This is a genomic window from Streptomyces mesophilus (assembly GCF_011044995.1).
Taxonomy (GTDB): domain Bacteria; phylum Actinomycetota; class Actinomycetes; order Streptomycetales; family Streptomycetaceae; genus Streptomyces; species Streptomyces mesophilus.
In genome coordinates, this window is record NZ_JAAKZW010000029.1 from 1 (window position 1) to 12621 (window position 12621).

The following is a 12621-nucleotide window of genomic DNA, read 5'->3' on the forward strand; positions in this document are numbered from 1 at the left end:
GTGAGCCGTGACCGTGCAGGGGGTAAGCGGTGACCGTGCGGGGAGTGGTAACCGGTTGCCATCGAGGGGCCGTGGCGTCCGGCGCGGGTGCGGGAGGGGGCAGACCTCGCCTGCTGCTGCGGGGCGTTGTCAGTGGTGGCCGATAGCCTGAATAGGGCTCGGCCCCCGGGAGGGAGGGGTCTGTCCGGGCAGCTACGTACGACGCCGCTTCTGCTCCCGCGGCGCCACCGAATCACGCACCACGATGTGCGTGCCGAGCCGCAGCGTGCCGGCCATCGGTTCGCGCCAGTCGTCGTCTTCACCAGGAGGCACGGCGAGCCGTACGGCCTGGCGCCCCATCTCCTCCAGCGGGACGTGCACGGTGGTCAGCCGGGGCCGCAGTTCCTGGGCCACCGGCACATCGTCGTAGCCGACGAGAGAGACGTCCTGGGGCACTCGTACCCCCGCCTCCTCCAGCGCCTGCAGCGCGCCGGCCGCGACGATGTCGTTCGCCGCGAACACAGCCGTGAACTCCAGTTTCTCCTTGAGGAGTTCGGTCAGCCGCCGCCAGCCGAAGGCGCGGCTGAACGCACCGGGCTGCTCCAGGCGCGGATCCGGCGTGACCCCGCGCAGCTCGAGCGCCCGGCGGTGGCCGGCGAGACGGTCCCGGGTGGTCGACAGGTTCGGCGGGCCGCCCAGGTACAGGATCCGCTCGTGGCCCTGGGTGAGCAGATGGTCGGTGATGGCGAAGGCGCCGCCCTCGTTGTCGTACTCGACCGAGGCGGTGGGCGCGCGGTCGCCGAGCGACGGGCGTCCGCACAGCACCAGTTTCGAGCCGCCCTCGTCCAACTGCCGTGCTCTGCGTGCCAGTTCGGAGGTATACGTGCGGTCGGCGACCGAGCCGCCCACGACGATCACCGCGTCGGCGCGGCGTTCGTGCATCAGGTCGATGTACGCGAGCTCCCGCTTGGGGTCGCCGTGGGTGCTGCACACCAGGCAGAGGCGGTCGCCCTGTGCGGCCTGCTGTTCCACACCGCGGGCGATGTAGGCGTAGAAGGGGTCGACCACGTCGTGCACGATGATGCCGACGGTGCGGCCGGAGGCGCCCGCAAGGGCGCGGGCATGGGCGTTGACCACGTAGCCGAGCTGCTCCATCGCCGCCTCGACGCGGGTGCGTGTCTCGCCGGCGACCGGATAGTTGCGGTTGAGGACCCGCGAGACGGTCGCCGTGGACACGCCGGCCAGTTTCGCCACATCGGTGACCGTGGCCCGGCGGGACCCCTCCGTCCCCGAACTGCCGCGCATCTGACTCATCCCCCGCCTCCGTGCGTACCGGTGCCGAGCCTATGGGGTGCGACCTGTTTCCCGCTGCGGTACCTGCCGGTCAGCGGCGGGTGGCAGGCGGTGCGCTCAGCGCTGCCGGTCATCGAGGGGCGGTCGGCCCGTTGAGCCCTCGGCATACGACTCCCCCTCACGCGATCCGCTCCAACTCGTCGGCGAGCACCGGGTGGTTCAGCGGCAGCCCGCGTGCGAACCGGTCCAGTTCGTCCACGGCCAGCGCGCCCAGGCGGCCGATCTCGTTACCCTGGGCACCGGCCAGATGCGGCGTGAGGAATACGTTCGGCAGCCCCCACAGCGGATGCCCGGCCGGAAGCGGCTCCGGGTCGGTGACGTCGAGCACCGCGTCGATCCGCCCGCTCACCAGCTCCCGGGTCAGCGCTTCGGTGTCCACGAGGCGGCCGCGTGAGGTGTTGATGAACAGCGCGCCCGGCCGCATCAGCCCGAGGCGCCGGGCGTCAAGCAGACCGCGGGTCTCCTCCGTGTCCGGTGCGTGCACGGTGACGGCGTCGCTGCGTGCCATCAGGGAGTCCAGGTCCACCGGTTCCGCGCCGAGCAACTCAGCCTCGGCGGTGGTGAGATACGGGTCGTGCAGGAGCACCCGCACATCGAGGACCCGCAGCAGTTCGATCACCCGTCGACCGATGCGCGAGGCACCGATCACTCCGACCGTGAGGCCGTTGGTGCCCAGCCAGTGGTGACTGCGCAGATCGTCGTCCGTGCGCCCGGTGCGCCGCTGGCGGTAGAGCGAGGCCAGCGGGAACGCGCGCTTGGCCCCGAGAATCACGGCCGCCAGGGTGAACTCGGCGACGGGTACGGCGTTCGCGGCCGCGGCGGATGACACGGCGATCCCCCGCTCGTACACCTCCGGCGACAGGAACGGCTTCACCGTGCCGGCGGCATGGATCACCGCCCGCAGCCGCGGCGCCCGGCCGAGCACCTTCTCGTCGATCGGCGGGCATCCCCAGCCGGTCAGGAGCACTTCGCTCGCGGCGAGTGCCGCGTCCACCTCGGGGGTTCCGAACGCGCTGACTCCGTACGGGAGTTGGAGATCGGCGACGTCCTCGAGACGCATCCGGACGGCCGGTGGAAACACTTCGTCGAGCAGATCGGGGGCCAGGACCAGCAATGTGCGGGGCCTGTCCGGTCCCTCATCAGTGGATCGCACCCTGCCTCCGGACAGTAAGCGTGTACTACGGGACGTCTGGAAGTTAGGGAGGTCCTGACCCCTCCGTCAAGCGGTTCGAGCGAATGGAATCGCTGATTGTCCGGGTTTTCGCGGGTCTGGCTCGCCATGCGACAGCAAGTAACTCGCTTGTTTCTTCAGGTGTATTGACGACGGGGTTAAGCGGTTACTACGTTCCGGCTCCATGACCGACACGGCAACGAGGAGGCCGCCGGCGCGAGCCGTCACGGCGTCCAAGCCCGCCCGCCCTGCGGGCCGACGGCTCACGCTCTGGCAGCGCGTCAAACGCGACAAGGTGATGCTGCTGCTCACCCTGCCCGGCCTGCTCTACTTCCTGGTCTTCCACTACGTGCCGGTGCTCGGCTTCATGGTCGCTTTCCAGGACTACGAGCCGTACCTGGGTTTCATGCACAGCCCGTGGACCGGACTCGACAACTTCACCGCGATCCTGGACGACCCGAAGTTCTGGTCGGCCCTCGGCAACACCTTGTTGATCGCCGGCATCCAGCTGGTGTTCTTCTTCCCGCTGCCGATCGCGCTGGCGCTGCTGCTCAACAGCGTGATGAGCGACAAGATCCGCCGGTTCGTGCAGAGCGTGGTCTATCTGCCGCACTTCATCGGCTGGGTGATCATCGTCTCGCTCTTCCAGCAGATCCTGGGCGGCGCCGGCGTCGTACCGGATCTCCTCGACTCGATGGGCCTGCCGCGCTACGACATGACGACCGACCCCGACGCGTTCCCCTGGCTGCTCACCTTGCAGCTGCTCTGGAAGGACGCCGGCTGGGGCACGATCATCATCCTCGCCGCGCTGCTCTCCATCGACCGGGGCCTGTACGAGGCCGCGGCCATCGACGGCGCGCGGGCCTGGCGCCGGCTGTGGCACGTCACGCTGCCCGGCATCGTGCCGGTGATCATCCTGCTGCTCATCCTCAACCTCGGCATGGTGCTCTCCGTCGGCTTCGAGCAGATCCTGCTCCAGCGCGACGCGGTGGGCCCGGACGCCGGTGAGGTTCTCGATACGTACGTCTACTACCACGGCGTCCGCGACGGCCAGTGGGGCACGGCCTCCGTGGTCGGCCTGATCAAGGCGCTCGTCGGTACGGCTCTGGTGCTCGGCGCCAACAAGTTCGCCCACCGTCTGGGCCACGAAGGGGTGTACCGCCGTGGGGACAGCTGAACTCCGCCCGCCCTGGATGGAGAAGCCCTCCGTACCGGGCCAGTTGCTGAAAGGGCTCGCGCTGGTCCTGGTGGTGGCGGCGGTCATGTATCCGCTGCTCACCGTCATCGGCACCAGCCTCGCGAGCCAGTCGGACGTACTGAAGCAGGGCGGGCTCGTCCTGTGGCCCGAGCACCCCACCCTCGATGCGTACCGCACCGTCTTCCAGGGCGGCGTGGTGCTGCGGGCGCTGATGGTGAGCCTGCTCATCACGATGGTCGGCACTATCGCCAGCCTGCTCGCGACGATCGGGATGGCCTACGGTCTGTCCCGCCGCGATGTGCCGTTCTCGCGGTTCATCCTGATGACCGCGCTGTTCACGATGCTCTTCAACCCGGGCATCATCCCGAACTTCCTGCTGGTCAAGGAGTTGGGCCTGTACAACACCTTCGCGGCCCTGGTGCTGCCCGTCCTGGTCAGCGCGTTCAACCTGGTCGTCCTGCGGGCCTTCTTCATGAACCTGCCGCAGGAGTTGTACGACGCCGCGAAGGTGGACGGAGCCGGCGACTTCCGGGTGCTGCTGCGGATCGTGCTGCCGCTGTCCAAGGCCGTGATCGCCGTGATCAGCCTCTTCTACGCGGTCACGTACTGGAACGCCTTCTTCAACGCCCTGCTCTACCTCGACGACGCCGAGAAGTGGCCGCTGCCGATGGTGCTGCGCACCTTCGTGCTGCAGGGCCGCTCGCTCGACGGCGCCGTCGCCGGCGAGGCCCTCGCGCCGCAGCAGTCGGTGCTGATGGCCGTGCTCGTCATCGCCGTCGTCCCGATCCTGCTCGTCTACCCCTTCCTGCAGCGCTACTTCACCAAGGGCGTCCTCACCGGCGCCGTGAAGGGCTGACCTTTCCTGCGGGGAAGGGCTGACCTCCCCTGCCGAAAAGGGCCGGCCTCCCCTGCTTTCCCCCTCCCCCACGCTCCGGCACGTCCCTCATCCCTAGGAGACCCTCAGGTGTCGAGCTCTACCGAGATCAACCGCCGTTCCCTGCTCCGTCTCGGCCTGGGCGCAGGTCTGGGCCTGGCCGCCGCGCCGCTGCTCGCCGCCTGCGGCGACGGTGCGCCCAAGGCCAAGGCGGAGGCGAAGAGCGCCGCGCTGCTGCCGAAGACCACGCCGCGCAACGTCGGCCTCAAGCCCGATCTGCCGGGCACCGCGGCCGGCGTGCCCAACGGCTACTTCACTTACCCGGCCAAGCCCGTGGCCTCGGTGAAGGGTGCTCCGCTCAAGGGTGCCAAGACGGTGAAGGCCACGCTGCAGACGTACGCACCGCCGCCGCCCGGACGCGACAAGAACGCCGCCTGGCAGGCCATCGAGAAGAAGCTCGGCGCCCAGGTCGACATCAGCATCGTCCCGGCCGACGACTACCCGACCAAGTTCTCCACCATGGTCGCGGGCGGCAGCATCTCCGACATCTTCATGTACCCGGAGACGGGCGGCGCCGACAACAAGGCCGGCTTCCTGGCCGCGACGTGCGCCGACCTCACGCCGTTCCTGGCCGGCGACAAGGTGAGCGCCTACCCGAACCTGGCCGCCATCACGAAGGCCGCCTGGCAGGACGGGATCTTCGGCGGCAAGCTCTACGGCATTCCGATCTCCCGCGCGGGTTCGGGCGGCGTGGGCTTCTACCGCCATGACCTGTACGCCCAGGCCGGTGTGGAATCGCTCGACGATCTCACCAACGTCGCGGCGTTCGTGGAGCTGTGCAAGGACCTGACGCGGCCCAAGAAGGACCAGTACGCGCTCAGCGCCAACGCCATCAACCTCCTGGCCATGTCCTACGGGGCGCCGTACGACTGGCGTCTGGACCGGGCGAGCGGGAAGTTCACGCTGGACCTGGAGACCGACGAGTACCGCAAGGCCGTCGAGACGGCGCGTGAGCTGTACAAGGCCGGCTGCTACTACCCCGGCTCGCTGGCGATGACGGCCGCGCAGAAGGAGAAGTACACCGGCTTCTTCAAGAACGGCAAGGCCGCCTACGTGTACGACGGCATGCCCGCCTATCTCACGCCCAGCACGGGCTACTTGGACGCGATGGCCGGCGTGGACAAGTCGTTCGACCCGCGGCCGATGACCCCGATCGGCTCCTCGGCGGTGGCCTGGCCCAACAACCTCGCGCTGTCGTACGTCTTCATCAAGAAGGCCGACGACAAGCGGGTCGAGCAGCTGATCGGGCTCGCCGACTTCGCCGCCGCCCCGTTCGGCAGCGAGGAGTACACGCTGATCAACTACGGCGTCGAGGGCACCGACCACACCCGCGACGGCAAGGGGAATCCCGTCCTCACCAAGCAGGGCGCGCAGGACACCGCCGTGCCGTGGAGGCTGTTCGGCTCGGCCGTCCCCGACCTGTTCTCCGCCACCTCCGAGGAGGGTGTCCGGCACCTCCACGCGGCGTACTCGAAGATCATCCCGCTGATGCTTCCGAAGGAGTACGCCGGTTACTCGTCGCCCACCTGGGACTCCAAGGGCAGTGGCAGTCTGTTCACCCTCAAGTCGGACGGCCTGAAGGACCTCGTCTCGGGCCGCAAGCCGATGTCCGCGTATGACCAGTTGGTCAAGGACTACTTGGCGCAGGGCGGCGAGCAGGCGCGCACCGAGTTCCAGGAGGCGCTGCAGAAGAGCAAGAAGGTGACGTCCAAGTGACCACCTCCAACGGCACGCGGACCGGCGCCTCGTACACCAGAAGGCGCGCCCTGACGCTCGGCGGCGCGACCGCCGCGGCGCTCGCCGTCGCCGGTACCGCCCACGCGGGTCCGACCGGACCGACGCCCGGCACGCCCGGCGTCGGCGACCCGCTCTACCCGACGCTCGGCAACGGCGGCTACCAGGTCACGCATTACGACCTGACCTTCGACTTCACGCCGGTGACGTACGACTTCACCGGCGTGGTCAAGATGTCCGCGCAGGCCACCCAGCACCTGTCGGCCTTCAACCTCGACACCGACGGCCATGTCATCGACTCCGTGACCGTCAACGGGCGTGCGGCCACCTGGGAGTTGAGCCCGGGGCACACCGGCCAGGAGCTCACCGTCACCCCGGCCGCCGCGCTGGCGAAGTCGGTGCCGTTCACCGTGGAGGTCCGCTACCACGGCAACGGCAAGGCGCCGCGGGCCAGCGTGACGGGGTGGAACTTCGGCACCGACGGCGGCTTCGCCTGCGCCGCGCAGTCCTCGCGCGCCGACACCTTCTTCCCCTGCAACGACCACCCTTCCGACAAGGCGACGTGGACCTTCCACCTCAGCGCCCCGGAAGGCTTCGTCGCCACCGCGAACGGTGAGCTCCTCGGCAAGACCCCGCGCTCCGACGGTTCCACGGTCTGGCACTTCGCCCTGCGCGAGCGGATGGCCACCGAGCTGGTCGGCATCGCGGTGGTCAAGGGCACGTACCTGTACGGCACCAGCCGCACGGGCCTGAAGCTGCGGCACGTCGTCCCGCAGGGCCAGGAGGAGAAGTACGCGCCGATCGTCGAGCGCACCGCCGACCATCTCGACTGGACCGAGGCCAAGTTCGGCCGCTACCCGTTCAGCGTGTACGGGCTGCACATCTACGACGGGTACAAGGCGGCCCTGGAGAACCAGACGCTCTCCCTGTTCTCCACGGCGTGGTTCAAGCTCAACGCGGCGGGCCATCCGACGTACGAGAACACGATGATCCACGAGCTCGTGCACCAGTGGTACGGCGACTCCGTGACCCCGAAGGACTGGCAGCAGGCCTGGCTCAACGAGGGTCCGGCCGTGTACTACCAGCGGCTGTACAGCGCCGAGCAGGGCTGGGAGGACTTCGAGGCGCTGATGAAGGGCTACTACGAGAAGCTCGGCCCGGACCGCGCCGTCAACGGACCGCCCGGACTCCCCAAGGCGCTGGGCGGATTCAACATCTACCAGGGCGGGGCGCTGGTCCTGTACGCGCTGCGCCGCAAGGTCGGGAACACGAAGTTCGACCAGATCATGAAGGTCTGGCCGCGCCGTTTCCACGACTCCTGCGTGGGCAGCGAGGACTTCATCCGGCACGTGGTCGACCTGACGGGTGACGCCTCGCTCGACGGCTTCCTGCGCGACTGGCTCTTCGGCGCCGTGAACCCCCCGATGCCCGGACACCCCGACTGGACGGTCCCGACACCATGACCGACGACCTCCGCCTGGGCGTGCCCGGTTTCGGCCTGCGAGCCTCGCCGGCCCCGACCGCGCACCGCCCGGGCGGGGGCTCCGTGGTGACGCCGCGTCGGTGGCGTACTTCGAGCGAGGAGAGCGAGGGCAGACGCGCGGCCAGGACAGTAATCGCGTTCTCCACCTGAGTCCGCCTCCATCAGGTACTCAACAGCCTTGCCATGCCTGCGTATTGACGTTGGGAGTAATCGCTTACTACGGTCTCGGGCAGCTCGACCAGCTCACCCCTCCGTGTCCCAACACACCCGTGGGAGCAAGTCTTGAGCCCTACCCCCGCGAGACCCGGCCGCCCCTCCCCCGCGAGACCCGGCCGCCGCACCGTCCTCACCGCGGCGGCCGCCGCCTCGGCCGGCGCACTGCTCGGGGCGGCAAGCCCCGCCAGGGCCGCCTCGATCCAGGCCGTCACCCTCAACCTCACCGCGCGCCCCTCCGCCGAAAGCGTGCGGCTCCGCCTCGGCGCGGCCCAGCGCGCCGGCGACTTCTTCCCGACGGCGTGCCACGTCCCGGCGAACGTCCGGGTCACGCTGACCGTCTCGGCCCCGGACGGCCTCGTCCCCAAGGCCGTCGTCGGCATCCCCGACCCGTACGGCGACCACGACCTGCGCACGTACACCCTGACCGCCGGCACCAACACCCTCACCGACCCGTACGGCGGTCCGCTCCATCTCACCTTCACCGGCAACGGCGAACAGGCTTCCGTCACGACGGGCACCGGCCTCGTCGGCATGCCCACCTTCGTCCACGGCACCACCAGCGCGTCCACCTTCCAGTGGCAGCTCGACAACTATCCGAGCGCCGGGTACGCCCAACTGCGCTCCGCCCACGGCCTCATCACGCTCTCCCGCGCCAACGCGCTCACCTACCGGAACGAGGACCACGCGGGCCTGCTCAGCGCCCTCGAAACGGTGCTCACCTCGCACGCCACCTTCAGCGGACTCTCCGGCACCACCGGACTGCACGCACGCAACCCGCTGCCGTACCACGCGGTCAACGTCACCAAGGTCCCTGCCGGCTGGGGCGCCTACGCCTCGAGCGCCGGCTTCATGGGCTTCCCCGACGCCTCCGTCGCCAACATCGCCTCCGAGAGCCGGATCCGCACCTCGGCCTGGGGCCTGTACCACGAACTCGGCCACCAGCATCAGCAGTCGGCCTGGAAACCGGCCGCCCTGACTGAGGTCACGAACAACCTCTACGCCCTGTACGCCCAGCGCACCCTGGGCCAGACCTCCCGGCTGCTCACGAAGAACAGCAGCGGCCTGGACGAATACGCCCAGGCCTTCGCGGCACGGAACGCGGGCACGGCCTACGTCGATCTCAGCGTCTGGGCGAAGCTGGTCCCGCTGTGGCAGCTGTACCTGGCCTCCGGCGCCGGCCTGTGGCAGCTGGTGCACCAGCGCATCCGCACCGACAACCCGGCCGCCGCCACCGACGCCGACCGCTACGACAACCTCGCCGTCTACACCAGCCGGGCCATGGGCCGCGATCTGACCAGCTTCTTCGCCGACAAGTGGCGCTACCCCCTGACCGCCTCCGGCCGCTCCCGCATCGCCGCCCTCGGCCTCAACCCGCCGTCGAGCGACTTGAGCACCCTGCGCGAGTAACCACCCGACACACAGCAGCCCCGGCCCCGCCCTGCGGTGAGGGCCGGGGCTTTCTCGCGCACTCGTGCCGGCGTTCCTCGGCCCGTTCGCACGATCAAGGGAACATGTGTTCTATTCTGTGGTCAGTGCTACCGAGGAGGCTCCATGCGCTGGGACAACCTGACCCACGACCGACCGAGGGACGCCGCCCTGTTCGGTGCGGATGCCGTGACGACCCGGACGTTCGACACCCCCGAGTTCGCCGGAATGACCTTCCACGAGATCCGCGCGAAGTCGATCGTGAACCGGGTGCCGGGTGCCTCGCGGATGCCCTTCGAGTGGACGGTGAACCCGTACCGGGGCTGCACCCACGCCTGCGCTTAGTGCCTAGACTCACAGCATGCGAATCGCCATCTACGCGCGGATCTCGCGCGTCACGGAACGCACCACCAGCGTGGAGAGACAGATCGCGCATGCCCAGGCCTTGGCTGCTCAGCGCCAGTGGACTGTGGCTGACGTCTACTCCGACGAAGGCGTGTCAGGCGCCTTAGACCCCGACGACCGACCCCAGATGTCCGTCATGCTGTCCCGGCTGGGCCTGTATGACGCCATCGTGTTCTACCGGATTGACCGGCTCGCCCGCTCCACGGTCGCCTTTGCCGACCTGATGCAGCGCTGCCAGGAAGCTGGCGTGGCGCTCGTTTCCGTCACCGAGCCGATGGACCTGTCCACGCCCATGGGGCGCGCCATGGCGGAGATCATCGCCGTATTCGCCCGTCTCGAACGGGACATGATCAAAGAGCGTTCGATGGACGCCCGCCGTTCCCTCCTGGAGGTGGGCAAGTTCGTTGGAGGCCGGTTCCCGTACGGCCTGACGCCCGTCCCGCATGAAAGCGGCAAGGGACGCATCCTGGTACGCGACGAAGAAGCCGCCCCAATCCTCCGCCGCATGGCCAGCATGATCATTGACGGGTCCAGCGCCACGCAGGTGGCGAAGTGGCTCAACGACCAAGGCGTCCAGACATCACGTCAGCGCGGAGCGACTGCCAAGACCAAGCCGGCTGACACGTATTGGCGCGGAAACGCGGTGCGGGCCGTCCTGAGAAACCCCCAACTGATCGGCCAGCGCCGCCTACCCGACGGACGGACGGAAACAGGCCCTGACGGCATGCCGCTCCAGGTCTGGGAGCCAGTCCTGACCCTCGCCGAGTGGGACGCGGTACAGGGTGCCCTGGACGCGCTGAACGGCGCTCCGAAAGTGCGGCGGCATGACTCCCACTGGCTTCAGCCTCTGACGGAGTGCGCCGTGTGCGGCTACAGGCTGACCCAGACCCAGACGCATGGCCATACGGGCCTTAAGTGCGCCAGGCCGAACGAACAGCGGCACAGGCCAGCGCCGTACATCAGGCTGGAACATCTCGAGTCCTGGGTTCTGGAAACCCTTCGCGATCGGTACGGGCACATGTCCCTCACAGAGCGCGTGTGGATCCCAGGTTCCGACCATTCCGCTGAGCGGGGCCACGTAGAGACAGCGATTCGGCGCATGCGCGCGGACCGTGATGCGGGCCTCTTCGACGGAGAAGAGGACGAGCGGGCGTTCGCTGAGCGCATGGCCGCGCTCTTGTCCCGCAGGAGGGTCCTGGCGGGGCTGTCGGATACGCCGGGCCGCTGGGAGGTCCGCGACACCGGCAAGTCCGTCTTGGAGTCGCTGACGGGGCCTGACGGAGCCACTGAGTTCATGGTCAGCGCGGGGCTCGTGGTGCGGGTCCAGCCAGCGCTGGGCCGTGGCGTACCCGTCGGAGACCGCGCCGTTATCGAGACAGCCGACCCGTACGAGAACCGCCTGGAGGAGGTCCTGGCAGAAGAAGACGCAGCGGAGGCGTAACTGCGACACCTAGCGCGTACCCCTAGGCACTCGCCCGGCCGGATCCTGGCAGATGAGACCGGGCGAGTGTCCTCTTTCAAGAGGAGCCACCATGATGGCAGACACGCACGTCCACACATCCGCCCTCCAAGAGCTGACGTCGCTGCATCGACAGGCAGCCATCCTCTGGGCGGAGATCTTCTCCGGCAGTGGATCGTCCCGCCTCCGCGAGCGCGTCATGCGCCTTGAAAGCCTCCAGGCCGCGATCATCTTCGAAGCGCCGCAAATGCTCGCCACCTGCCAGACCTGCGGGCACGTCCCAGCACCCTTGGGGGGTGCGGCATGAAGCCTGATCAGCCCTGTGGCGCACCCGTGCCCGCCGGCCTGGCTGAGGGCCTATGCGGCGACGCCCTGGAGCCGTGTCTGATGGAGTCTGGGCACAGCCGCTGGACACCGCACAACAATGCCTACGTGTTCTGGCCCGCCGACCCAGCGCCCCCGTCCCGCGTAGAGCCGATCCTGGCCATGCTGGGCAGCCTCAGCGCGGACGAAGGGGCACTGATCGGCCCGTTTCTGCGTCAGGCAGAGATGGCATGCCCTGACGCCCCGGATGTGACACTCCTGGCCGAAGCGCTGACAGCGATAGACGATCTCTTCGGCGGATTGGACTGACAGCGAGACCCGCGAGGGCCGTTCCTGGGAGACCGGGGGCGGCCCTCTCCCCGTGCCCGCGGGAGGGGCCGCTGGGCCGACAGCGGAGGAGGATGAGGGCAAGGCCTTGACCAGGAATGTTTCTTTATTTTTCTAATGTCCCACAATAAAAATAGTTCTACAGAAGTTCTCGCTCTTGGCTTTACGTCAACTCCCGGGACATTAGGCGGCGTTTAGAAACACGCCTGGTCAGGAACACCACCCGCCCAAGCTGCCCACCGCAGGGGACATCCTCTCCGGTCAGTAATAGAAGGGCTTGCGCCCTCTCGCGACCGCCAGTCACCCAAGGTCGTGTGCACATACCTGGCCGTCCGGCCGCCCCCTCCGAGTGACTGCGGAGGCGAGGGCAGCGGGACGGCCATTTGTCTGCCACGGGTCGACTCCACACGGCCCCGTTAACGTTTCCACTGCTCGCCACGCGCCCAGGGCTTGGTACTGGCGCACACAGGCCCCGGCTACGGCTGGCGGCCCAGTTCCTGATGTGGAGTCGGGGAGCTGGTCCGCTGACCGGAGTCGGGGCCTTTGTCTTTCTCCACCCGCCACCCGGCCACGCTGACTCACCTTTCAGCGCGCGGAGTTGGAGACACCGACA

The 12621-nt window shown here is 68.5% G+C and carries 10 protein-coding genes and 1 pseudogene; 9 read left to right on the forward strand and 2 right to left on the reverse strand.

Features of this window, described 5'->3' with window-relative positions; translation table 11 throughout:
• Nucleotides 1-192 precede the first annotated feature (192 nt).
• Together G6045_RS10875 and G6045_RS10880 are read right to left on the reverse strand one after the other, a co-directional pair.
• Entirely contained in the window at nt 193-1284 is a 1092-nt protein-coding gene (locus G6045_RS10875) for a LacI family DNA-binding transcriptional regulator (RefSeq protein WP_165331710.1), read from the reverse strand.
• Nucleotides 1285-1450: 166 nt separating this feature from the next.
• Entirely contained in the window at nt 1451-2437 is a 987-nt protein-coding gene (locus tag G6045_RS10880; RefSeq protein ID WP_235967789.1) for a hydroxyacid dehydrogenase, read from the reverse strand.
• Between the two features lie 250 nt (nt 2438-2687).
• Here G6045_RS10880 and G6045_RS10885 point away from each other — a divergent pair, with 250 nt between their 5' ends.
• The 9 genes and pseudogenes from G6045_RS10885 (at nt 2688) to G6045_RS10925 (ending at nt 11990) form a co-directional block, all read left to right on the forward strand.
• On the forward strand, nt 2688-3680 hold the full coding sequence (locus G6045_RS10885) for an ABC transporter permease (RefSeq protein WP_206343595.1): 993 nt from the start codon (nt 2688-2690) through the stop codon (nt 3678-3680).
• A 16-nt stretch (nt 3681-3696) separates the two neighbouring features.
• Nucleotides 3697-4557 (forward strand): carbohydrate ABC transporter permease, encoded by an 861-nt coding sequence (locus G6045_RS10890; RefSeq protein WP_165331712.1) that lies wholly within the window; start codon nt 3697-3699, stop codon nt 4555-4557.
• Nucleotides 4558-4665: 108 nt separating this feature from the next.
• On the forward strand, nt 4666-6351 hold the full coding sequence (locus tag G6045_RS10895) for an extracellular solute-binding protein (protein WP_165331671.1): 1686 nt from the start codon (nt 4666-4668) through the stop codon (nt 6349-6351).
• Entirely contained in the window at nt 6348-7832 is a 1485-nt protein-coding gene (locus G6045_RS10900) for a M1 family metallopeptidase (RefSeq protein ID WP_165331672.1), read from the forward strand. Before G6045_RS10895 ends, G6045_RS10900 begins: the two co-directional genes overlap by 4 nt.
• A gap of 302 nt (nt 7833-8134) precedes the next feature.
• Nucleotides 8135-9475 (forward strand): M60 family metallopeptidase, encoded by a 1341-nt coding sequence (locus G6045_RS10905; RefSeq protein WP_165331673.1) that lies wholly within the window; start codon nt 8135-8137, stop codon nt 9473-9475.
• A 144-nt stretch (nt 9476-9619) separates the two neighbouring features.
• A pseudogene (locus G6045_RS10910) lies at nt 9620-9832 on the forward strand (Rv2578c family radical SAM protein); the annotation flags it as partial.
• A 22-nt stretch (nt 9833-9854) separates the two neighbouring features.
• Entirely contained in the window at nt 9855-11339 is a 1485-nt protein-coding gene (locus tag G6045_RS10915) for a recombinase family protein (RefSeq protein ID WP_165331674.1), read from the forward strand.
• Nucleotides 11340-11430: 91 nt separating this feature from the next.
• The gene (locus G6045_RS10920) at nt 11431-11664 is read left to right on the forward strand and encodes a hypothetical protein (protein WP_165331675.1); all 234 of its coding nucleotides are present in this window, start codon (nt 11431-11433) and stop codon (nt 11662-11664) included.
• A complete protein-coding gene (locus G6045_RS10925) occupies nt 11661-11990 on the forward strand; it encodes a hypothetical protein (RefSeq protein ID WP_165331676.1) in 330 nt (109 codons plus the stop codon). Before G6045_RS10920 ends, G6045_RS10925 begins: the two co-directional genes overlap by 4 nt.
• Nucleotides 11991-12621 lie beyond the last annotated feature (631 nt).

Excerpts from the sequence above, each read along its gene's own strand:
- G6045_RS10875 (WP_165331710.1), bottom strand. The coding sequence starts at position 1,284 with ATGCGCGGCAGTTCGGGGACGGAGGGGTCCCGCCGGGCCACGGTCACC.
- G6045_RS10885 (WP_206343595.1), top strand. The coding sequence starts at position 2,688 with ATGACCGACACGGCAACGAGGAGGCCGCCGGCGCGAGCCGTCACGGCG.
- G6045_RS10890 (WP_165331712.1), top strand. The coding sequence starts at position 3,697 with ATGGAGAAGCCCTCCGTACCGGGCCAGTTGCTGAAAGGGCTCGCGCTG.
- G6045_RS10915 (WP_165331674.1), top strand. The coding sequence starts at position 9,855 with ATGCGAATCGCCATCTACGCGCGGATCTCGCGCGTCACGGAACGCACC.
- G6045_RS10920 (WP_165331675.1), top strand. The coding sequence starts at position 11,431 with ATGATGGCAGACACGCACGTCCACACATCCGCCCTCCAAGAGCTGACG.
- G6045_RS10925 (WP_165331676.1), top strand. The coding sequence starts at position 11,661 with ATGAAGCCTGATCAGCCCTGTGGCGCACCCGTGCCCGCCGGCCTGGCT.